This window comes from Streptomyces sp. NPDC001796, assembly GCF_042892355.1.
In the GTDB taxonomy this organism is placed as follows: domain Bacteria; phylum Actinomycetota; class Actinomycetes; order Streptomycetales; family Streptomycetaceae; genus Streptomyces.
This window is the reverse complement of record NZ_JBIAUC010000014.1, coordinates 46,471-67,380: the sequence shown is the minus strand read 5'-3', so window position 1 is coordinate 67,380 and position 20,910 is coordinate 46,471. Positions and strand designations below refer to the sequence as shown.

Below are 20,910 nucleotides of genomic sequence, written 5' to 3'. Positions count from 1 at the left end.
GTCAGCGGTCCCCGAAGATCGTGCGGTGCCAGTCCTTGCGGGCCACCGCCGTGTTGTCGAACATGACGTGCTTGATCTGCGTGTATTCCTCGAAGGAGTAGGCGGACATGTCCTTGCCGAACCCGGACGCCCTGAAGCCGCCGTGGGGCATCTCGCTGATGATCGGGATGTGGTCGTTGACCCAGACGCAGCCGGACCTGATCTCGCGGGTCGCGCGGTTCGCCCGGTAGACGTCCCGGGTCCAGGCGGAGGCGGCGAGGCCGTAGGGGGTGTCGTTGGCGAGCCGGATGCCGTCGTCGTCGCTGTCGAAGGGCAGGACGACCAGCACGGGCCCGAAGATCTCGGACTGGACGATCTCACTGTCCTGGGGTGCGCCGGCGATCAGGGTGGGCCGATAGTAGGCGCCGTCCTTGAGGTCGCCCTCGGGGGCCTCCCCACCGGTCACCACGCGCGCGTAGGCACGCGCCCGGTCGACGAAGCCGGCCACCCGGTCCCGCTGGATGTGCGAGATCAGCGGACCGAGGTCGGTGCCGGGGGCGAAGGGGTCGCCGAGCCGGACGGTCTCCATGAGGGCGGCGGTCCGTGCGACGAACTCCTCGTACAGGGGCCGCTGCACGTATGCGCGCGTGGCAGCCGTGCAGTCCTGGCCGGTGTTGATGAGGGCGCCCGCGACCGCGCCCTGCACGGCGGCCTCCAGGTCCGCGTCGTCGAACACGACGAAGGGGGCCTTTCCGCCGAGTTCCAGGTGGAGGCGCTTGACGGTCGCGGTGGCGATCTCGGCGACGCGCCTGCCGACCGTGGTCGAACCGGTGAACGAGGTCATGGCCACGTCGGGGTGGCCGACCAGATGCTCGCCGGCCTCCTTGCCGGTGCCGGTCACGACGTTGATGACACCGTCCGGGATGCCGGCGTACGTGGCGGCCCGCGCGAAGAGCAGGGAGGTCAGCGGGGTCAGCTCCGCCGGTTTCAGGACGATCGTGTTGCCCGCGGCGATCGCCGGGAGGATCTTCCAGGCGGCCATCTGGAGGGGGTAGTTCCAGGGCGCGATGGAGCCGATGACGCCGATGGGTTCGCGGCGGACGTAGGAGGTGTGGTCGCCGGAGTACTCACCGGCGGACTGCCCCTGGAGGTGGCGGGCGGCGCCGGCGAAGAAGGCGGTGTTGTCGATCGTGCCGGGCACGTCGAACTCCCGCGTGAGCTTGAGCGGTTTGCCGCACTGGAGCGTCTCGACGCGGGCCACGTCCTCGGCGCGGTCGGCGAGGACGGCGGCGAAACGGTGCAGCGCGTCGGAGCGTTCGCCCGGCGTCGCCGCGGACCACTCGGGGAAGGCGGCGCGGGCGGCGGCCACGGCGCGGTCGACGTCGTCGGTGCCGGCCAGTTCGTAGGTGTACACCTCGGTGCCGGTCGACGGATCGATCACCGAGTGCTTACGGCCCGAGGTGCCCGTGGCGGGCCGGCCCGCGATGTACTGCGCACCGTCCGCGAAACGTTCCCGTACGTCGTCCCGCGTCGTCAGGCGGGTGTCGGCGTCGCCGGCGTTGCCGGGGTTCTGCATGTCGTTCTCCTCCGCCGCCGGCCCGCGTGCGCTGCGGAGGCCGGCGTAGCTTCGGCTCGATGTGAGTGCCGATCCTGACAGAGGGAGGGGAGGCCAACAAGTGATTCCGTTGTTGCCTTTTGGTTACGCGACGGAATCTGTCGACCAGGTGTCGAGTGCGGCCGTAAAGGGGGGACGGAATGTCAGTGGCGCGTGCCGGACTCGGCGGCATGGAGAAGATCCGCTGGACCGGGTGTGGGGCATCGGGCTCGCGGCGGACGACGAACGGGCGGCGGATCCGCAGCGGTGGCGGGGGCCGAACCTGCTGGGGTTCGCGCTGATGGAGGCGCGGGAGCGGCTGGCCGCGGGTCAGGGGCCTGCGGTGGATCAGCCGGCGGCGCCCGTCACCAGTGAGGTCGAGTAGCCGTCGTCGGTGCCCGTCCACGGGCCGTCGCTGCTGTCGTCCGGGATGGCGAGGAGGACGATCAGCAGGACGGCGCTCAGGACGAGGCCGATCGCTCCGCAGATCACGCCGGCCAGAGCCATGCCCCCGTTCGTCGCCTCGCCCCGGCGCACCTTGCGGCGGGTGATGATGCCGAAGACCACGGCGAGCACGCCGACGATCATGGCCACCGGCCAGAGGCAGAACAGGACGAGGGAGATGACGCCGAGCACGAGCGAGGCGATCCCCATGCCGTTGCTCGGCGGGAGCGGCATACCGGGCCAGCCGTAGCCGGCGCCCCGGGAGCCGTAGGGCGCGCCGTACCCCGAATACCCGGAGTACGGGGGATAGCCGTACGGCACCTGCCCAGGGCCCTCGGGCCCGATGGGGGGCGGCGGCACGGGCCCGCCCTGGACGGCGGGCGAAGGAGCGAAGGGGGTGCCGGGGGCTGCGACGCCGGGGCCCGGAGCGGCGTACGGGCCGGCCCAGGGCCCCTGGGGGGTGCCCTGCAGAGCGGGACCCGGGGGCGGGACTGCCGTGGGCCGGTGGTGCACGGAGGGGCTGCCGCCGCCGGTGGCCACGGTGCCCCGGGGGTCGGCGGGGGGCGCCCACGGGTCGGCGGCGGGCTTGTCGAACCGCACTCCGAAGGGCCGGTCGGCGGGCGCACCCGGTATGGGGCCGCCCCCACCGTCCGGGGCGCCCGGTGCCTGTCCGCCCGCCGCCCCGTCCGTCCCGTGGCCCGGGAGGGCCCACCCGTCCGCAGCCGCGTCCTGAGGTGTTCCCGGGCGCCGGGCGTCGTCGGACATGCGTGGGTCCCCCTCTGTCGGATGTTCCGTCATGCTACGGCCGCGTCTCCCCGACGCGGCCCTCGCCCTACGATGATCCCGCACGTCACCGATCAGCCGATCACCCGCGTCCCGCCCGAGCCGTGCCCCGGCGCCGGGACGCCGTTCCCGGGGAGGAACCTTGACCGACCACCGCGACGCTCCCGCCGTGCGCGACCTGCACGCCTTCATCGCCGGACTGCCCAAGGCCGAACTGCACGTGCACCACGTCGGCTCCGCCTCCCCCCGCATCGTCTCGGAACTGGCCGCCCGCCACCCCGACTCCAAGGTCCCCACCGACCCCGAGGCCCTGGCGGACTACTTCACGTTCACGGACTTCGCCCACTTCATCGAGGTGTACCTGTCGGTCGTCGACCTGATCCGCACCCCCGAGGACGTCCGCCTGCTGACGTACGAGGTCGCCCGTGACATGGCCCGCCAGCAGGTCCGCTACGCGGAGCTGACCATCACCCCGTACTCGTCCACCCGCCGCGGTATCGACGAGCGCGCGTTCATGGACGCCATCGAGGACGCCCGCAAGGCCGCAGAGGCCGAGTTCGGGACCGTGCTGCGCTGGTGCTTCGACATCCCGGGCGAGGCGGGGCTCGTCTCGGCCGAGGAGACGGTCCGGCTCGCCACCGACGACCGGCTGCGTCCCGAGGGGCTCGTCTCGTTCGGGCTCGGCGGTCCCGAGGTCGGCGTACCGCGGCCGCAGTTCAAGCCCTACTTCGACCGGGCCATAGCGGCGGGCCTGCGCTCCGTTCCGCACGCGGGCGAGACGACCGGGCCCGAGACGGTCTGGGACGCGCTGAACGAGCTGCGGGCCGAGCGCATCGGGCACGGCACCAGTTCCGCCCGCGACCCGAAGCTGCTGGCCCACCTCGCCGAGCACCGCATCCCGCTGGAGGTGTGCCCGACCTCCAACATCGCCACCCGCGCGGTCCGCTCGCTCGACGAGCACCCCATCAAGGAGTTCATGCGCGCCGGGGTCCTCGTCACCGTCAACTCCGACGACCCGCCGATGTTCGGCACCGACCTCAACAGCGAGTACGCGGTCGCCGCGCGGCTCCTCGACCTCGACGAGCGGGGTCTGGCCGCGCTCGCCAGGAACGCGGTCGAGGCGTCGTTCCTCGACGACGCCGGCAAGGCGGCACTGTCGGCCGAGATCGACGCGTACACCACCGCCTGGCTCGCGCCCTGACGGCCGGCCCATCGCCCGCCACCACCCCGGCGGGCCGCTGCGCGGCTCCGCACCGTCACAATGATGCCCATGCGTACCGTGACCGCCGTGGCCCATCGGGGCGACCCCTACCGCCACCGTGAGAACACGATCGACTCGCTGCGTTCCGCGCTCCGGCGTGGCGCGGACGCGGTGGAGATCGACGTACGGCTCACCCGGGACGGTGTGCCCGTGCTGCTGCACGACAGGACGCTGAAGCGTCTGTGGGAGCAGGATCGCCCGCTCGCGGCGCTCTCCTCCAACGAGGTGCGGGGCCTGACGGCGGGCGGCGTGCCGACGCTGACGGACGCGCTAGCGACGACCGACGGCAGCCGGGTGATGATCGACCTTCCGGGCGGCCCCTCCTCCCGGGCCGTACGCCGGATCGTCGGCATCGTCCGGGACTGCGGGGCCGCCGAGCGCGTGTACTACTGCGCGGGAGCCGAGACCATGCTGGCGGTGCGCGCCGCCGACCCCGCGGCGGAGATCGCCCTGACCTGGACGACCCTCGCCCCGCCGCGGCCCGCGCTGCTCGACGCGGTGCGCCCGCGCTGGCTCAACTACCGCTTCGGCCTGGTCGACCGGGACCTGGCGGCCCGGGTGCACCGGGGCGGCCATCTGCTGTCCGTGTGGACGCCGGACACCCGCCGGTCGATGCGGCGGCTGCTGGAGGCGGGCGTGGACTCGATCACGACGAACCGCATCGACGCACTGTGTACGCTGCGCGGACCGCTGAACGGCTACACCTCGGAGCGCTGAGGGACGGTAGCCGGATCGGCCGGGGTGGCTCGGGTGACGTACTGCGGCACCGGCGCGGTGTCCTTGCCGTTGTCGCGGACCATGCCGTAGCGGATCGCGCCCTGCGCGGGGCCGGTGCGGATGTCCTTGTTCACGGCGTCCCAGTTCGACGGGAAGACGGTGATGCCGTAGTCGCAGCCTCGCTCGTTCATGGTGAGGGTGACGGAGCCGTCCAGGTAGAAGTACTCGTTCTGCCACATCTGCTGGGTGCCGGCCGGCAGCACGGCGTATCCGATGGTCGGTCCCCCCATGCCGGTGGCGTAGCCGCCCGGGCTGCCGGCGAGAGCGTCGTCCATCCGGCGGCCGCCGCCGGACGCCACGTGGAACAGCTTTCCCTTCAGGCCGGTCCAGGCCGGCATGACCAGGTTGCCCGGCCGGTTCTTCGGCGCGATGTACCAGCGCACCAGGGCGTAGCCCTGGCCCCTGAGGGTGACGCTCTCCCCGCGGTGCTGCAGGACGGTCCTCGGGCCGCCGCTGCTGGTGATCCCGGACTCGGGGCGGTGCGGCAGCGGCCCCGGCGGGGTGTTCGCGGGAGGCGCGCTGTCGACGGAGTCGACGACCGTGCCGTACAGGTCAGCGGTACTCGAGGGTGAGGGGCTCGCCGTCGAGGGGGAGGGCAGGAGGCTCGGCGGGGTGTGCGCGGGCGGGCGGGCCGTGCTCGCCGCCGTGGGCGTGATCTCCCGGGCGGGGGGTGTCTGTGGCGTTCGGGTCACGACGTACGCGCCGCCCGCGACGATCGTCGCGCCCGCCGTGACCACGACGGCGGGCTTGGTGAGGGCGCCGAGCACCTTGGCGGACCAGCCGACGGAGACGGCCGCAGCGGACGTCTTGCCGCCGAGCGCCAGCGAGAGGGCGAAGCCGGCCGGGACGGGGACGAGCGCGATCCCGGCGAGCAGCCGTTCGGCGGGCACGACCGCCTTCTCGGCCCCGGTGCAGACCGGGCAGTCGCGGATGTGCCGGGCCAGCCGCTTGCGCCACACGGAGCCGGGCCGGCCGTCCCAGCGGGCGGTGACGGCGGCCAGCTCGGGACAGGACCCCTCCAGTGCCCGTACGATGCCGCGCGCCACCTCCAGACGCTCCTTCATCCGCTGCACCCGGACGGCGGCGTACTGGCGGCTGATGCCGACGGCGGCGGCCAGCTCCCGGCGGGTGAGTTCGCCCGCGACCTCCAGCCACCACAGCGACAGCAGCTGCCGGTCCTCGTCGTCGAGCCAGCGCACCGCTTCCGCGACCTCGCGCCGCTGGCCCTCCAACTGCAGTCGCAGCACGGTGAGTTCGGCGAAGTCGGCGGCCCGGTCGCCCGCGTCCCCGGCCAGCGGCTCGGACGTCCGGCGGCGCGCCCGGTCCCGTATCTGCCGCATGGCGATGGCCACCAGCCAGGAGCGGAAGCTGTCCGGATCGCGCAGGGCGCCGAGGTTGCCGATGGCGCGCAGCATCGTCTCCTGCACGACGTCGTCGACGTCGGCATGGCCGTTGAGCGCGCGGCCGACGATGTTGTAGACGAGCGGCAGCCAGCCCGCGACCAGCTCGTCCAGCGCATGCCGGTCACCGGCCTGCGCCGCCGCGATGGTGGAACGCCACTGCCGGGTGTCCACGTGCGTCCTCTCCCTGGTCGTCGTACCGCCCTGCGGACGTACAGTCTCAGCCACGGTCGCAATGCATGGGGCGGGCGGTCCACGACGGCTCACGGCGGAACGCCGGACATCCGTCGACACCGGGACGGATCCTCCGCCGTGGCCGGCGCTGCGGGCGGGTGCGGTCGCCGTGCCCATGCCTCACGCGTTTCGCTCCTGTGCGTCGGGATCAGGGGGCGCAGAGGGAGACGGAGGGGCGGGGGCCGGGATAACAGTTTTTCGTGCGCGACGCGGACCACACGCGTCCGTGACGGGACGGCTCCGTCCCCTAGGGGCGACCCTCGGTCCCATGCCCGGGGCCGCGCCCTCCTTCGAGAGGATCCGCCGCGGCCGGGACGGTCAGCAGGATGATCACCGACATCCCCTCGATCAGGGAGCATCCCATGCAGTTACGTCCGGCCGCCGTCGCCCTCGCCACCGCCCTCACCCTGAGCCTGACCGCCCTCCCCCTGGCGGGAGTCGCCTCCGCGCACTCCGCGGCCCCCTCGTCCACGGCACGGACGACCCCGCCGTCCGCGACCGGGGGACCCGACACCGAGGCCCTGCGCGCCGCGATCGCCGGGCTGCCCGACCACGACGCCACCGCCGCGCTCATCCGGGTGGGCGGCCAGGGCGGTTGGCGCGGCGTCGCGGGGGTGCGTGACGTCCGGACGGGGGCGCCGGCGTTGGACAACGCCCGCTTCCGGGCCGGTTCGGTGACCAAGGTGGTGACCGCGGCGATCGTGCTGCAACTCGCCGCCGAGGGGCGGATCAGCCTGGACGGCACCGTGCAGCAGTATCTGCCCGGGCTGCTGACCAAGAACTTCCAGCCCATCACCGTACGGCAGTTGCTCAACTACACGAGCGGACTGCAGCCGGGAGCGTCCCTCGGGGAGACGGTCGAGGAGGGGTACGCGCACCGCTTCGAGACGCTGACACCACGTCAGGTCGTGGCGGCCTCGGTCGCCAAGGGCCCGGAGTCAGCGCCCGGCACGCAGCAGGACTACGCCAACATCCACTACACCGTCCTCGGCATGCTGATCGAGAAGATCACCGGCGACTCGTACGCGCACCAGGCGGCCGTACGGGTCTTCCGGCCGCTCGGCATGCGGGACACCTCGTTCCCCAAGGGGTCCGATCCGCGCATCCACGGTCCGCACAACCGCGGATACGACTGGATCGACGGCAGGCTGGTCGACGTGACCGACTGGAACATGTCCGACCGGTGGGCGGCCGGCGACATGATCTCGACCACCGCCGACCTGGAACGGCTGCTGGTGGCGCTGTTCCGCGGCCGGGTCGTGCCCGAGCCGCAGCTGAAGGAGATGTTCACACTCCCCGACGTGCCCGGGGCGCGGTACGGGGCGGCGCTGGAGCGGTTCGAGCTGAACGGCAGGGTGATCTGGGGCAAGACGGGCTCCCGCCCCGGCTACGCCACGGTGATCGCCGCCACCCGTGACCTGTCCCGGACCCTCGTCTACTCCGTCGACGCCACCGACGCGAAGGGCGACGGCGCGGCTGTCGCGCAGCGGTTCGGGTTCCCCGCGTTCAACCGCTGACGTTCGGCCCGGGCCGGCGTGTCGGGCGACGGAGCGCCGCCCACTGCGCGCACCCCGGGCACACCACGGCCCCGGGCGGAACGACTCCCGCCCGGGGCCGCGTTGCTCGCGCCGCCCCCGAGGGCCACGCGTCGAGCGACGTCGGCTACGCGTCGAGCGACGTCATCACGTGCTTGATGCGCGTGTAGTCGTCGAAGCCGTACGCCGACAGGTCCTTGCCGTAGCCGGACTTCTTGAAGCCGCCGTGCGGCATCTCCGCGACCAGCGGGATGTGCGTGTTGATCCACACACAGCCGAAGTCGAGAGCCTTGGACATGCGCATCGCGCGGGCGTGGTCCTTGGTCCACACCGAGGAGGCGAGGGCGTAGTCGACGCCGTTGGCGTACTGGACGGCCTGCTCCTCGTCGGAGAACGACTGCACGGTGATGACCGGGCCGAAGACCTCGTTCTGGATGATCTCGTCGTCCTGCTTGAGGCCCGAGACGACGGTCGGGGCGTAGAAGTAGCCCTTGTCGCCGACCGGGTGGCCGCCGGCCTCGACCTTCGCGTGGGCGGGCAGGCGCTCGATGAAGCCGGTGACCTGCTTGAGCTGGTTCGGGTTGTTCAGCGGGCCGTAGAGCACGTCCTCGTCGTCAGGCTGCCCCGTCTTCGTCTCGGAGGCGGCCTTGGCGAGCGCGGCCACGAACTCGTCGTGGATCGACTCGTGGACGAGGACACGGGTGGCGGCCGTGCAGTCCTGGCCGGCGTTGAAGAAGCCCGCGACCGAGATGTCCTCGACGGCCTTGGCGATGTCGGTGTCCTCGAAGACGACGACCGGCGCCTTGCCGCCCAGCTCCAGGTGGACCCGCTTGAGATCCTTGGAGGCGGACTCGGCGACGGACATGCCGGCGCGGACGGAGCCGGTGATGGAGGCCATCGCCGGGGTCGGGTGCTCCACCATCATGCGGCCGGTCTCGCGGTCGCCGCAGATGACGTTGAAGACGCCCTTGGGCAGGATCGAGCCGATGATGTCGGCGATGAGGACCGTGGACGCCGGGGTGGTGTCCGACGGCTTCAGCACGACGGTGTTGCCCGCCGCGATCGCCGGGGCGAACTTCCACACGGCCATCATCATCGGGTAGTTCCACGGCGCGACCTGCGCACAGACGCCGACCGGCTCGCGGCGGATGATCGAGGTCATCCCCTCCATGTACTCGCCGGCCGAGCGGCCCTCGAGCATCCGGGCCGCGCCCGCGAAGAAGCGGATCTGGTCGATCATCGGCGGGATCTCCTCCGACCGGGTCAGCCCGATCGGCTTGCCCGTGTTCTCGACCTCGGCCGCGATCAGTTCCTCGGCACGCTCCTCGAACGCGTCAGCGATCTTCAGCAGGGCCTTCTGTCGCTCGGCGGGCGTGGTGTCGCGCCAGCCGGGGAAGGCCGCCGCGGCGGCCGCCATCGCGGCGTCGACGTCCGCCTGCCCGGACAGCGGGGCGGTCGCGTACGCCTCACCTGTCGCGGGGTTGACCACCTGAGTGGTCCGTCCGTCGGCGGCGTCGCGGTATTCGCCGTCGATGTAGTTGCGCAGACGACGCAGCTCGGTGCTCACTGCGGGCCCTCCAAGTTCGGGTGTCCAATCGCTGAGACACCCACCCTAGTCCGTAGGCCGACGTTTTCAACACCCTTCATTGCGCCACCACTGCGAAATCCGCAGAGTTAGATCACCGAAACAACGAATTTCATCGATCACGCCTTGCGGAACTGTCGATACGTCGTGCACAGTGAGGTCGTGGCCAGTCGAAGCGCAGACCAGAGGGACTCCCGCGAGTCCAAGAACGGCACACCCCAGCTGGACGCCGTCTCCCTCGCCATCGTCGAACAGCTCCAGGAGGACGGCCGCCGGCCGTACGCCGCGATCGGCAAGGCCGTCGGCCTGTCGGAGGCGGCGGTACGCCAGCGCGTCCAGAAACTGCTCGACCAGGGCGTGATGCAGATCGTCGCCGTCACGGACCCGCTCACCGTGGGCTTCCGCCGGCAGGCGATGGTCGGGGTGAACGTCGAGGGCGACGTGGAGTCCGCGGCCGACGCGCTGGCCGCGATGGACGAATGCGAGTACGTCGTGATGACCGCGGGCTCCTTCGACCTCCTGGTGGAGATCGTCTGCGAGGACGACGACCACCTCCTGGAAGTCATCAACAAACGCATCCGGGCCGTCCCCGGAGTGCGCTCCACCGAGAGCTTCGTCTACCTCAAGCTGAAGAAGCAGACCTACATGTGGGGAACCCGATAGCCGTGAGTACCAAGGACCTCAGCAAGACCGCGTACGACCACCTGTGGATGCACTTCACCCGCATGTCCTCGTACGAGAACGCTCCCGTCCCCACCATCGTCCGGGGCGAGGGCACCTACATCTACGACGACAAGGGCAAGCGCTACCTCGACGGTCTCGCCGGTCTCTTCGTGGTCCAGGCGGGCCACGGACGCACGGAGCTGGCGGAGACGGCGTTCAAGCAGGCCCAGGAACTGGCGTTCTTCCCGGTGTGGTCCTACGCCCACCCCAAGGCCGTCGAGCTCGCCGAGCGGCTCGCCCACCACGCCCCGGGCGACCTGAACAAGGTCTTCTTCACCACGGGCGGCGGCGAGGCGGTGGAGACCGCCTGGAAGCTCGCCAAGCAGTACTTCAAGCTGGTCGGCAAGCCCACCAAGCACAAGGTCATATCCCGCGCGGTCGCCTACCACGGCACCCCGCAGGGCGCCCTGTCCATCACCGGCCTGCCGGGCCTGAAGGCCCCCTTCGAGCCCCTGGTGCCGGGCGCGCACAAGGTCCCCAACACCAACATCTACCGTGCCCCGATCTTCGGCGACGACCCGGAGGCCTTCGGCCGCTGGGCCGCCGACCAGATCGAGCAGCAGATCCTCTTCGAGGGCCCGGACACGGTCGCCGCGGTTTTCCTGGAGCCGGTGCAGAACGCCGGCGGCTGCTTCCCGCCGCCGCCCGGCTACTTCCAGCGGGTGCGCGAGATCTGCGACCAGTACGACGTACTGCTGGTCTCGGACGAGGTCATCTGCGCCTTCGGCCGCCTCGGCACGATGTTCGCGTGCGACAAGTTCGGCTACGTCCCGGACATGATCACCTGCGCCAAGGGCATGACCTCGGGCTACTCCCCGATCGGCGCGTGCGTCGTCTCCGACCGCCTCGCCGAGCCCTTCTACAAGGGCGACAACACATTCCTGCACGGCTACACCTTCGGCGGCCACCCGGTCTCCGCGGCGGTGGGCCTGGCCAACCTCGACCTGTTCGAACGCGAGGGCCTGAACCAGCACGTGCTGGACAACGAGGCCGCCTTCCTCTCCACCCTGCAGAAGCTGCACGACCTGCCGATCGTCGGCGACGTCCGCGGCAACGGCTTCTTCTACGGCATCGAGCTCGTCAAGGACAAGGCGACCAAGGAGTCCTTCGACGAGGAGGAGACCGAGCGCGTCCTGTACGGCTTCCTGTCCAAGGCGCTCTTCGACAACGGCCTGTACTGCCGCGCCGACGACCGCGGCGACCCGGTCGTCCAGCTCGCCCCGCCGCTGATCTCGAACCAGGAGACCTTCGACGAGATCGAGCAGATCCTGCGCGCCACCCTCACGGAGGCATGGACCAAGCTGTGACCCATGGTTGCGGGGTTCGTCCTCCCGGATGATCAGCAACGGCCCCTGGCCACCCGTTCGAGTGAGAAACGGGGGTCCGGGGTCGTTCGCTGTCCGGGCACACGGGTGCCGCCTGCTTAGCGTGCGAGGTGACCGATCGCCCTTGCCATCGTTCGCCCGAACGGGTCCCCCGGACGGGGATCGGCACGGGAAAACGGATCAGAACCGAGGTGTACGCGATGGTGGCCCCGCCGGACAACGACGTGCTCTGGGCACGCGCCCTGCACTACCAGCACAACGGCTCACCCGCACTGCGCGGCGTCTCCCTGGGGGTGCGCGAGGGCGAGATCCTGGCCGTCACCGGCCCGCGCGGCAGCGGCAAGACGACCCTGCTGCAGTGCCTGGCGGGGCTGCTCCCCGCCCAGCAGGGCGAGGTCTGGTTCAACAGCACGCCCGTGCACACCATGGGCCCGCTCACCCGCGAGAGGCTGCGGCGCGACCGGTTCGGCTGGATCGACCCGGTGCCGATGCTGGTCCCCGAGCTGAACGCCTGGGAGAACGCGGCGCTGCCGCTGATGCTGCGCGGCACGAGCCGCCGCCGCGCCAAGACCGCCGCGCTGGAGTGGCTGGAACGCCTCGACGTCGGCGACAGCTCCCGCAAGCGCCCCCACGAACTGACCCAGGCGCAGCGGCAGCGGATCGCCGTCGCCCGGGCGCTCGCCACCTGCCCGACCGTGCTCTTCGCGGACGAGCCCACCGCGTCCCTGCACCGCGCCGACGGCGCCCAGGTGCTGCGCACGCTCACCACGGCGGCCCGCTCGCACGGCATCACCGTCGTCATCGCAACCCACCCGGCCCAGGCCGCGGGCCTCGCCGACCGGACGGTGTCCCTGCTGGACGGGCGGCACGTGAACACCGTCCATCTGCCACCGGTGTCCGAGACGGAAGGCCGCCAGACGTGCTCGCTCTCCGCCTAGCCCGCGGGGCGCGCCCCCTGGTCCAGCTCCGCCGGCTCCTGGTCGTCGCGGCCTCGGCGGGCACGGGCTTCCTGCTGCTGTTCACGCTCGGGTACGCGCTGGGGCACCCGGAGGCGGCGGACAGCTCGACGCTGCGGCTGGCCTGGTGCCTCGCGCCGATCGCGGCCACCGTGTACCTCGCGGTCGCCGTCGCCCGCACCGACCCGGGCACCCGTCCACGGTCCGGTCTGGCGGCGATCGGCCTCGGCCCGGCCCGGCTGATGGCCCTTTCGGCGGCCACCACGGCCTTCACGACCTCGCTCGGCTCGCTGCTCGCACTGCTGGGCTTCCTGCATCTGCGCGGCGACCCGACGGGGATGCCGTTCGACGGCGCGGCGGCGGACCTCCTCGCCGCCGACCAGCCACTGCCCGTGCCCGCGGCGCTCACGCTGCTGGCGCTGGTCCCGGTCACGGCGTCCGTGGCGACCGCGGTGGCGCTGCGCCCGCGGGGCGAACGGCCGGCGCGCGGCGGCGACGCCGACCCCGGCGCCGACGTCTCCCTCGAGGCGTCGGCCGAGGATCCGGCGCCGGAGCCTCCCGCCGACTTCCGGCCCGTCCCCGGCGGCCTGCCCTGGGGTGTGGCCGCACTCGCCGCGGGGTTCGCCGTCGAGGCACACGCGAGCCGGCCTGGCCCGGCGCCGAGTGCTCCGCTGCCCGGCGGACTCACGGGCGGGCCCGTGGCGGTGCTCGCGGGCTGGGCGCTGACCGCGCTGGGGCTCGCGCTGGCCGGGCCCGCGCTGACGCATCTGTGCGGGTGGCTGCTGCAGGCGGTGCGCCCGGGTGCCGTGCGGCTGCTGGCCGGGCGCGGTCTGCAGGAGGAGGCACGGCGGATCGGCCGGCCACTCGGGGTGCTGTGCGCTGTGGCCTCGGGCTTCTACGCCATGGCGGCGCTGTACGCCGACACGCGCCCGTCCCCGGGACCGCTGACGACGCTGGGCGCGGCGGTGGTGGGGGGCTGCGCGGTCGCGGCACTGGCGACGGCCGCGGTCGAGGCGAGGCAGGCGCGCACCGACACGGTCGCCGTGCTGGTGCGGCTCGGCGCCCCGGCCACCGTGCTGCGCACCGCGGCACTGCTGCGCGCGGGCGCTCTGGCGGTGGTGCTCACACCGCTGACCTGGGTCGTGGCGGAGCTGGCGGCGATGCCGCTGACGGGCTGAGAACGTCCGGGAAGGTTTTTTCGCGACCGGCGATGAGTTTCGCACCGGCGCGCGGTCCATCTCTGCGTACGGCTCGTCCGCCACATCGAAAGAGAGGCCGCCCATGTACCAGCAGATGATCTTCGTGAACCTGCCCGTCGCCGACGTCGAGACGTCGAAGAAGTTCTTCACGGAGCTGGGCTACACGATCAACCCGCAGTTCACGACGGACGACTGCGCCTGCGTCGTGATCAGCGACACCATCATCGCGATGCTGCTGAGCCACCAGCACTACGCCAACTTCACCAAGAAGGAGATCGCGGACGCCACCAGGACCAGCGAGGTGCTGCTGTGCCTGAGCGCCGAGAGCCGCGAGAAGGTCGACGAGTTGGTCGACCGGGCGGTCGCCGCGGGCGGCACGGTGTCCGGCGAGGCGCAGGACTACGGCCACATGTACGGCCGTGCCTACGACGACCCGGACGGCCACACCTGGGAGGTCATGTGGATGGACCCGGCGGCGGTGCAGGGCTGAGCACGCGCAGGTGAACGGCTGTGCCCCGGCGGGGAGTTGGGAACGGTTCTGCGGATTTCAAACGCATGGGCGGTTAATGAGCAGGCAAAGACGGCCGTCATGCCGGACATCGGCGTTGACAGCACTTAGCTGACGCTTATAAACCTGTGAGCCTCCCGGGGATGTTGTGATTGCAGCGCAACATCCCCTGAACCCCCCGCAGTTGCGCATCCCGTGAAGGGCAATCGTGTCCATATCCTCCCGCACCGCTCGAACGGTGCGCATCCTCGGCGTCGCCTCGGCCTCCGCCGCGCTCGCGCTCGGCGTCGCCGGCAACGCGCTCGCCTGCAACATCCGTGACTTCTCGGCCGTCGCCTCCTGCGACAGCGGGAAGGGCATCATCACCGTCACCGACAAGGACGCCTCGGGCAAGGAGGCGACCGTCAGCGTCTACCTGGAAGAGAACGGCGCGGACGCGAAGAAGGTCGGTGAGAAGACGGTCACCGGCACCAAGGACGGCGCGATCGTCACGTTCTCGGAGGACTGGGCCGCCGGCGCCCAGTACCGGGTCCACATCAACGCCAACGGCGGCCAGGTCAACGAGGACCTCTCGCCCCTGACCACCCCGTCCAAGGCCTGCGCGACGTCGCAGACCACCCCGCCGGCCTCCGAGACCCCCAAGCCGTCCGACACGCCGGCCCCGACCCCGTCCTCCTCCGCATCCCCGTCGGCCACGCCGTCGCAGGCGGAGAGCACGGCCCCCGCCACGGCCGGGGACAACTCCCCCTCGCCCGCGGCGGGCAGCTCCAACCTCGCCGAGACCGGCGCCAGCTCCAACACGCCCATGATCGCCGGTATCGCCGGCGGCCTGGTCGTCATCGGTGGCGGCGCGGTGTTCTTCGGCATGCGCCGCCGCGGCAGCGCGTCGAAGAGCAACTGACGCATCCGCGCCCGTACGAACCGACGGCCCGCCCCTTCACCGGGGCGGGCCGTCGCGCGTGCCGCACATCAGGCCGGCTTGCGAACCATGAACACGTCCACCGAGTCCTCGGACTCCACTGTGAATCCGTGCCGCTCGTAGAGCCGCCGGGCGGGACTGCCCTGTAGCACGTTCAGCCGGACGAGGACACCGCTGCGGTCACACCGCTCCAGCAGCTCGCTCAGCACACCCGAACCGATACCGCCGCCCTGACGATGCGGGCCAGGTAGAAGTGCTCCAGCCAGTGGGCGTCCTCGGCCGGTCGCAGCGCCACGCAGCCGGCGAACGCACCGCCCGCCTCGATCACCCATGTGTGGGCCGGGTCGAATCCGTCCCGCAGCCGCTGCCGCACCCGCTGCTCGTCATACCGCCCGAGCCGTTCCAGATCCGCCCGCAGCACCACGGCACGCAACTCGGCCACTGCCTCGACGTCCGACACCGACGCCGGGCGAATATCCCAGTCCGCCATGATCGCCACCCTAGGTGGCGGACGCGCCGCCGAGCACCATGATTTCCGCTGCGTCGAACACGACCCCGACCTCGTCCCCGGGCTCCGGGGCCGACCGCAGCGGGCAGGCCGCCTCCAGTGCGGGTGCCCCCTCCGGTTGCAGGCGCACGGCGACGTGGGTGCCGCGGAAGGTGCGGGCGGTCACGGTGCAGCGCAGGCCCTCGGTGGCCGCCGTCAACCGTACGCCCGCCGGGCGGACCAGCAGGCTGCCGGGTCCCTGCGGGGAGCCTTCCGGGACCGGGAGCTTGCCCCACGGGGTGTCCGCTGCCTCGCCGGCGACGGTCGCCTCCACCACGTTGTCGAAACCGAGGAAACGCGCCACGAACTCGTTCGCGGGCCGCTGCCACACCTGAAGCGGCGTGCCCGACTGGGCGATCCGCCCGTCGCGCATCACCACGACCCGGTCGGCGAGCGCGAAGGCCTCGCCCTGGTCGTGGGTGACGGCGAGCACGGTGGTGCCCAAACGGCCGAACAGGTCGCGCAGTTCGATGACGAGTCGCTCGCGTAGCGACCGGTCGAGCTGGCCCAGCGGCTCGTCCAGCATCAGCAGCCGTGGCCTGGGCGCGAGGGCACGGGCGAGGGCGACCCGCTGCTGTTCGCCGCCGGACAGCTCCGACACCGCCCTGCGCGCGGCCCCCGGAAGCCCGACCAGGCCGAGCAACTCCGCCACCCGTGCCTCCCGTTCGGCCCGCGCGGTTTTGTGCATACGCAGCCCGAAGGCGACGTTCCCACCGACGTCCCGCTGCGGGAAGAGCTGGTGGTCCTGGAACATCAGGCCCACCCCGCGCCGGTGCGCGGGCACCCCGTCAAGGTCACGGCCGTCGAGGAACAGCCGCCCCGCGTCGAGGGGTTGCAGCCCGGCCACCGTTCGCAGCAGCGTCGACTTGCCGCTGCCGCTCGGCCCGAGCACGCACACGATCTCCTGCTCGGCGACCTCGAGGTCCACTCGGTCGAGCGCGGCCCACCCGTCGAAGCGCACGGTCGCGCCCTGCAGCGTGAGCATCGTCAGAACTCCCCCGTCCGATCGGTCCGCAGCCTCTCCAGGACGCCCAGCGCCACGGCGCACACCACCATCAGAATCGTCGACAGGGCCATCGCCTGCCCGTAGTTGAGGTCGCCGGGCCGGGCGAGCAGCCGCGCCACGGCCACCGGCAGCGTCGGGTTGTCGGGCCGCGCGATGAACACGGTCGCCCCGAACTCGCCCAGCGACACGGCGAACGCGAACCCGGCGGCGATCAGCAACGCCCGCCGTACGATCGGCAGATCGACCTCGCGCCACACCCGCCACGGCGACGCCCCGAGCACGGCGGCCGCCTCCCGCAGCCGTTCGTCCACGGCCCGCAGCACCGGCAGCATGGTGCGCACGACGAAGGGTGCGCCCACCAGCGCCTGCGCGAGCGGCACCAGGATCCAGGAGCCGCGCAGGTCCAGCGGCGGCTTGTCGAGCGCGATGAGGAAGCCGAAGCCGACGGTCACCGCGGACACGCCGAGCGGCAGCATCAGCAGCGCGTCGAAGCCCCGTACGAGCCGGCCGGCGTCCCTGCGGGCGAGGGCCGCGGCGGCGAGCGATCCGATCAGTACCGCGATGAGGGTGGCCGCGACGGCGTACTGGAGGGAGTTCACAATGGCGTCGACGGGCGGGACGAGGAAGGTGCTGTCATCGGTGCGGGTCAGTGCCTTGTAGTAGGCGAACCCGGGCGCGTCGAGCGAGCGCTGGACGAGGACGGCGAGCGGCAGGACGAGCAGGAGGGCGATGGTCGCGAGGACCGCGCCGAGCAGCGCCCACTGTGCGGTCCCGCGCGGCCTGCGCGCCGTGCGCGACGGGTCGACCAGCTTCAGCGCGCTCTCCCGGCGGCGCACCGTCCAGGAGTGCACCCCGAGGATCGCGCACACCGCGGCGAACTGGACGATCGTCAGCACGGCGGCGGTGGACAGGTCGAAGATCTCCGAGGTCTGCCGGTAGATCTCCACCTCGAGAGTGGAGAAGGTGGGGCCGCCGAGGATCTGCACCACGCCGAAGGAGGTGAAGGTGAACAGGAACACCATCAGCGCGGCGGCGGCCACCGCCGGCGCGAGCGCGGGCAGCGTCACCGTCCGCCAGGCCGTGAGCCGGGAGGCGCCGAGCACGCGCGCGGCCTCCTCCTGGCGGGGGTCGAGCTGCGCCCACAGTCCGCCGACCGTGCGGACGACGACGGCGTAGTTGAAGAAGACGTGGGCGAGCAGGATGGCCCACACGGTGGTGTCGAGCCGTACGCCCCACAGGTCGTCGAGGAGTCCGCCACGCCCTACCAGCGCCAGGAATGCGGTGCCGACGACCACCGTGGGCAGCACGAACGGGACGGTGACGACGGCGCGCAGCAGCTGCCTGCCCGGGAAGTCGTAGCGCGCGAAGACATACGCGCCGGGCAGCGCGATCAGCAGGGTGAGGGCGGTCGAGGCCAGCGCCTGCCAGGTCGTGAACCACAGCACGTGCCGGATGTCCGGCTGCGCGAGCACATCCACGACGCGCCCGAACCGCCACACCCCGTCCGCCTTCAGACCGCGTGCGACGATCGCGGCGACGGGGTAGGCGAAGAAGACCGCGAAGAACGCGACGGGCAGGGCCATCAGCCCCAGCCGCGTCGCGTCACCCCGCCTGCGTGGGGTCACTTCAGTACGAGCGACGTCCACGACTTGACCCACTGGTCACGGTTGGCGGCGATCTTCGTGGGGGCCATGGTCTCGGGGTCCTTGGCCGCGGGCCCGTACTCGGTGAACTCCGCGGGCACCTTCGCTCCCCCGACCACCGGGTAGACGAACATGTTGAGCGGCATGTCCTCCTGGAACCTCCTGCTGATCAGGAAGTCGAGGAACGCCTTGCCGCCCTTGGTGTTGTGCGCGTTGCTCAGCAGACCGGCGAACTCGATCTGGCGGAAGCAGGTGCCGGTGGCGACACCGGTCGGCGCGGTCTTGGGCCGGGGGTCGGCGTAGACGACCTCGGCGGGCGGCGAGGAGGCGTAGGAGACGACGAGCGGCCGGTCGCCCTTGGCCTTCTTTCCGCCGGCGGAGCCGGAGAACTCCTCGTTGTAGGCCTGCTCCCAGCCGTCGACCACCTTCACGCCGTTGGCCTTGAGCTTCTTCCAGTAGTCCGGCCACCCCCCGTCGCCGTACTTCGCGGCGGTGCCCAGCAGGAAGCCGAGGCCGGGTGAGGAGGTGGCGGCGTTCTCGGTGACGAGGAGGTTCTTGTACTCGGGCTTGACGAGGTCGTCGAAGGAGGCCGGCGGGGTCAGCTTGTGGTCGGCGAAGTACTTCTTGTCGTAGTTGACGCAGATGTCGCCGTAGTCGATGGGTGTGACCCGGTGCTTGTCCCCGTCCAGCCGGTACGGGGCACCGACCTGGTCGAGGCCCTTGGCCTCGTACGGCTGGAAAAGGCCGTTGTCCAGCGCCCTGGACAGCAGGGTGTTGTCGACGCCGAAGAAGACGTCGCCCTGCGGGTTGTCCTTGGTGAGGATCGCCTTGTTGACGGCCTGGCCCGCGTCGCCGTCCTTGAGGACCTTGACGGTGTAGCCGGACTCCTTCTCGAACGCCGCGATGACGCTCTTCGAGGCGGCCCACGAGTCGTGGCTGACGAGGGTCACGGTCTTGGAGTCGCCGCTGCCGTTCCCACTTCCGGAACCGGACGACCCGCACGCGGACAGCGTGACCATGCCCAGCCCGACGGCCACGGCCGCCCACTGCTTACCGGTGATGCTCAACTGGATTCCTCCTGGGGGTGACCAGGAAGAGACGCGGCCCTGCCCCGGACCTCCGAGGGTCCGGGGGCAGGGCGCAACAGCTCGAGTGAAGACCGAACTCCCTACCCAGAATGACCTGGGCGAGGTTCAGAGGGTCTGCGGTCGCTACCGCACTCTCAGCGCTGTGGCGCTCCCCTGTCGGAATATGAAGATGTACGTACTGACGGACCAGCCCTCAGACTACCGCTCGGTGGCGGCGAGCTGACCGCACGCCCCGTCGATCTCCTGACCCCGGGTGTCCCGGATCGTCACCGGCACACCGTGGGCGGCGATCGCCTCGACGAACGCCTTCTCGTCCTCGGGGCGGGAGGCGGTCCACTTGGAGCCGGGCGTCGGGTTCAGCGGGATCAGGTTGACGTGCACGGGCTTGCCCTTGAGCAGCCGGCCCAGCAGATCACCGCGCCAGGCCTGGTCGTTGATGTCCCGGATGAGGGCGTACTCGATGGACAGCCGGCGTCCGGACTTCTCGACGTAGTCGAACCCGGCGTCGAGGACCTCGCGCACCTTCCACCGCGTGTTGACGGGGACGAGGGTGTCGCGCAGCTCGTCGTCCGGGGCGTGCAGGGAGATGGCGAGACGGCACTTGAAGCCCTCGTCGGCGAACCGGTGGATGGCCGGCACCAGTCCCACGGTGGAGACGGTGATGCCGCGCTGCGAGAGGCCGAGCCCGTCCGGCGCGGGATCGGTGAGGGCCCGGATCGCACCCACGACGCGCTTGTAGTTGGCGAGGGGCTCGCCCATGCCCATGAAGACGATGTTGGACAGCCGCGCCGGGCCGCCGGGAATCTCGCCGTCGCGCAGCGCCCGCATGCCGTCCACGATCTGGTGCACGATCTCGGCGGTCGACAGGTTGCGGTCCAGGCCCGCCTGGCCGGTGGCGCAGAACGGGCAGTTCATGCCGCAACCCGCCTGCGAGCTGATGCACATGGTGACCCGGTCGGGGTAGCGCATCAGCACGGACTCGACGAGCGTGCCGTCGAACAGCCGCCACAGCGTCTTACGGGTGGTGCCCTGGTCCGTCGCCAGATGCCGGACGACCGTCATCAGCTCCGGGAGCAGCGCCTCCCGGAGCTTGCCACGGGAGGGCGCGGGAATGTCGGTCCACTGCTCCGGGTCGTGCGCGAACCGCGCGAAGTAGTGCTGCGAGAGCTGCTTGGCGCGGAACGGCTTCTCGCCGACCGCGACGACCGCCTCCTTGCGCTCGGCGGGCGAGAGATCAGCGAGATGCCGCGGCGGCGTCTTGGCTCCGCGCGGCGCGACGAAAGTGAGTTCTCCGGGCTTGGGCATGGTCCTCCCAGTGTCTCAGATCCACTGGAATGGCCCGCGGCCGAGGATTCACCGGGCCGCGAAGTCCGGTTCGGTCCCCCGTCGGCGCAGCCCGCGTGC

General features: G+C 71.5%; 16 protein-coding genes, 3 pseudogenes and 1 riboswitch. Of the genes and pseudogenes, 10 read left to right on the top strand and 9 right to left on the bottom strand.

Features of this window, described 5'->3' with window-relative positions:
• Position 1: 1 nt before the first annotated feature.
• Complete coding sequence (locus ACFYZE_RS25420) at positions 2-1,555, bottom strand: gamma-aminobutyraldehyde dehydrogenase (protein ID WP_388998357.1); 1,554 nt, start codon at positions 1,553-1,555, stop codon at positions 2-4.
• A gap of 220 nt (positions 1,556-1,775) precedes the next feature.
• Between ACFYZE_RS25420 and ACFYZE_RS25415 the strand changes: the two are divergent.
• A pseudogene (locus ACFYZE_RS25415) lies at positions 1,776-1,958 on the top strand (NADAR domain-containing protein); the annotation flags it as partial.
• Here the strand turns inward: ACFYZE_RS25415 and ACFYZE_RS25410 are convergent.
• Positions 1,922-2,782, bottom strand: a complete 861-nt coding sequence (locus tag ACFYZE_RS25410) for a DUF4190 domain-containing protein (protein ID WP_388998354.1) — start codon at positions 2,780-2,782, stop codon at positions 1,922-1,924. The pseudogene ACFYZE_RS25415 and the gene ACFYZE_RS25410 overlap by 37 nt on opposite strands.
• Positions 2,783-2,796: 14 nt before the next feature.
• Between ACFYZE_RS25410 and ACFYZE_RS25405 the strand changes: the two are divergent.
• Both ACFYZE_RS25405 and ACFYZE_RS25400 read left to right on the top strand, forming a co-directional pair.
• A pseudogene (locus tag ACFYZE_RS25405) lies at positions 2,797-4,001 on the top strand (adenosine deaminase).
• A 69-nt stretch (positions 4,002-4,070) separates the two neighbouring features.
• The gene (locus ACFYZE_RS25400) at positions 4,071-4,778 is read left to right on the top strand and encodes a glycerophosphodiester phosphodiesterase (RefSeq protein ID WP_388998351.1); all 708 of its coding nucleotides are present in this window, start codon (positions 4,071-4,073) and stop codon (positions 4,776-4,778) included.
• Here the strand turns inward: ACFYZE_RS25400 and ACFYZE_RS25395 are convergent.
• Positions 4,760-6,412 (bottom strand): RNA polymerase sigma factor, encoded by a 1,653-nt coding sequence (locus ACFYZE_RS25395; RefSeq protein WP_388998638.1) that lies wholly within the window; start codon positions 6,410-6,412, stop codon positions 4,760-4,762. The genes ACFYZE_RS25400 and ACFYZE_RS25395 overlap by 19 nt on opposite strands.
• Before the next feature lie 422 nt (positions 6,413-6,834).
• On the opposite strand from ACFYZE_RS25395, the gene ACFYZE_RS25390 reads away from it, so the two are divergent.
• A complete protein-coding gene (locus ACFYZE_RS25390) occupies positions 6,835-7,989 on the top strand; it encodes a serine hydrolase domain-containing protein (RefSeq protein ID WP_388998348.1) in 1,155 nt (384 codons plus the stop codon).
• A 145-nt stretch (positions 7,990-8,134) separates the two neighbouring features.
• Here the strand turns inward: ACFYZE_RS25390 and ACFYZE_RS25385 are convergent, their stop codons facing one another.
• Positions 8,135-9,574 (bottom strand): gamma-aminobutyraldehyde dehydrogenase, encoded by a 1,440-nt coding sequence (locus ACFYZE_RS25385; RefSeq protein WP_388998345.1) that lies wholly within the window; start codon positions 9,572-9,574, stop codon positions 8,135-8,137.
• Between the two features lie 165 nt (positions 9,575-9,739).
• Between ACFYZE_RS25385 and ACFYZE_RS25380 the strand changes: the two genes are divergently transcribed.
• From ACFYZE_RS25380 to ACFYZE_RS25355, 6 genes are all read left to right on the top strand, one after another.
• Positions 9,740-10,255 (top strand): Lrp/AsnC family transcriptional regulator, encoded by a 516-nt coding sequence (locus ACFYZE_RS25380; protein ID WP_200422641.1) that lies wholly within the window; start codon positions 9,740-9,742, stop codon positions 10,253-10,255.
• Positions 10,240-11,622 (top strand): aspartate aminotransferase family protein, encoded by a 1,383-nt coding sequence (locus ACFYZE_RS25375; RefSeq protein WP_388998342.1) that lies wholly within the window; start codon positions 10,240-10,242, stop codon positions 11,620-11,622. Before ACFYZE_RS25380 ends, ACFYZE_RS25375 begins: the two co-directional genes overlap by 16 nt.
• A 218-nt stretch (positions 11,623-11,840) precedes the next feature.
• Positions 11,841-12,578, top strand: a complete 738-nt coding sequence (locus ACFYZE_RS25370; RefSeq protein WP_388998339.1) for an ABC transporter ATP-binding protein — start codon at positions 11,841-11,843, stop codon at positions 12,576-12,578.
• A complete protein-coding gene (locus ACFYZE_RS25365; RefSeq protein ID WP_388998336.1) occupies positions 12,560-13,774 on the top strand; it encodes a hypothetical protein in 1,215 nt (404 codons plus the stop codon). The genes ACFYZE_RS25370 and ACFYZE_RS25365 overlap by 19 nt, the downstream gene beginning before the upstream one ends.
• Positions 13,775-13,877: 103 nt before the next feature.
• The gene (locus ACFYZE_RS25360) at positions 13,878-14,285 is read left to right on the top strand and encodes a VOC family protein (protein ID WP_388998333.1); all 408 of its coding nucleotides are present in this window, start codon (positions 13,878-13,880) and stop codon (positions 14,283-14,285) included.
• A 226-nt stretch (positions 14,286-14,511) separates the two neighbouring features.
• Entirely contained in the window at positions 14,512-15,204 is a 693-nt protein-coding gene (locus ACFYZE_RS25355) for an LAETG motif-containing sortase-dependent surface protein (protein ID WP_388998330.1), read from the top strand.
• Between the two features lie 68 nt (positions 15,205-15,272).
• Here ACFYZE_RS25355 and ACFYZE_RS25350 read toward each other — a convergent pair.
• The 5 genes and pseudogenes from ACFYZE_RS25350 to rlmN form a co-directional block, all read right to left on the bottom strand.
• A pseudogene (locus ACFYZE_RS25350) lies at positions 15,273-15,712 on the bottom strand (GNAT family N-acetyltransferase).
• Between the two features lie 10 nt (positions 15,713-15,722).
• Positions 15,723-16,754, bottom strand: coding sequence for an ABC transporter ATP-binding protein (locus ACFYZE_RS25345; protein ID WP_388998327.1), 1,032 nt, complete (start codon positions 16,752-16,754; stop codon positions 15,723-15,725).
• A 2-nt stretch (positions 16,755-16,756) separates the two neighbouring features.
• Positions 16,757-18,421, bottom strand: coding sequence for an ABC transporter permease (locus tag ACFYZE_RS25340; RefSeq protein ID WP_388998324.1), 1,665 nt, complete (start codon positions 18,419-18,421; stop codon positions 16,757-16,759).
• Positions 18,397-19,437, bottom strand: a complete 1,041-nt coding sequence (locus ACFYZE_RS25335) for a thiamine ABC transporter substrate binding subunit (protein WP_388998635.1) — start codon at positions 19,435-19,437, stop codon at positions 18,397-18,399. The genes ACFYZE_RS25340 and ACFYZE_RS25335 overlap by 25 nt, the downstream gene beginning before the upstream one ends.
• 128 nt (positions 19,438-19,565) lie before the next feature.
• Positions 19,566-19,671, bottom strand: a riboswitch (TPP riboswitch).
• A 33-nt stretch (positions 19,672-19,704) separates the two neighbouring features.
• Entirely contained in the window at positions 19,705-20,811 is a 1,107-nt protein-coding gene (gene rlmN, locus ACFYZE_RS25330; protein ID WP_388998321.1) for a 23S rRNA (adenine(2503)-C(2))-methyltransferase RlmN, read from the bottom strand.
• Positions 20,812-20,910 lie beyond the last annotated feature (99 nt).

Bases quoted from the DNA above. Each gene is read 5' to 3' on its own strand.
- ACFYZE_RS25420 (WP_388998357.1), bottom strand. From the start codon at position 1,555: ATGCAGAACCCCGGCAACGCCGGCGACGCCGACACCCGCCTGACGACG.
- ACFYZE_RS25410 (WP_388998354.1), bottom strand. From the start codon at position 2,782: ATGTCCGACGACGCCCGGCGCCCGGGAACACCTCAGGACGCGGCTGCG.
- ACFYZE_RS25400 (WP_388998351.1), top strand. From the start codon at position 4,071: ATGCGTACCGTGACCGCCGTGGCCCATCGGGGCGACCCCTACCGCCAC.
- ACFYZE_RS25390 (WP_388998348.1), top strand. From the start codon at position 6,835: ATGCAGTTACGTCCGGCCGCCGTCGCCCTCGCCACCGCCCTCACCCTG.
- ACFYZE_RS25370 (WP_388998339.1), top strand. From the start codon at position 11,841: ATGGTGGCCCCGCCGGACAACGACGTGCTCTGGGCACGCGCCCTGCAC.
- ACFYZE_RS25360 (WP_388998333.1), top strand. From the start codon at position 13,878: ATGTACCAGCAGATGATCTTCGTGAACCTGCCCGTCGCCGACGTCGAG.
- ACFYZE_RS25345 (WP_388998327.1), bottom strand. From the start codon at position 16,754: ATGCTCACGCTGCAGGGCGCGACCGTGCGCTTCGACGGGTGGGCCGCG.
- ACFYZE_RS25335 (WP_388998635.1), bottom strand. From the start codon at position 19,437: ATGGTCACGCTGTCCGCGTGCGGGTCGTCCGGTTCCGGAAGTGGGAAC.
- rlmN (WP_388998321.1), bottom strand. From the start codon at position 20,811: ATGCCCAAGCCCGGAGAACTCACTTTCGTCGCGCCGCGCGGAGCCAAG.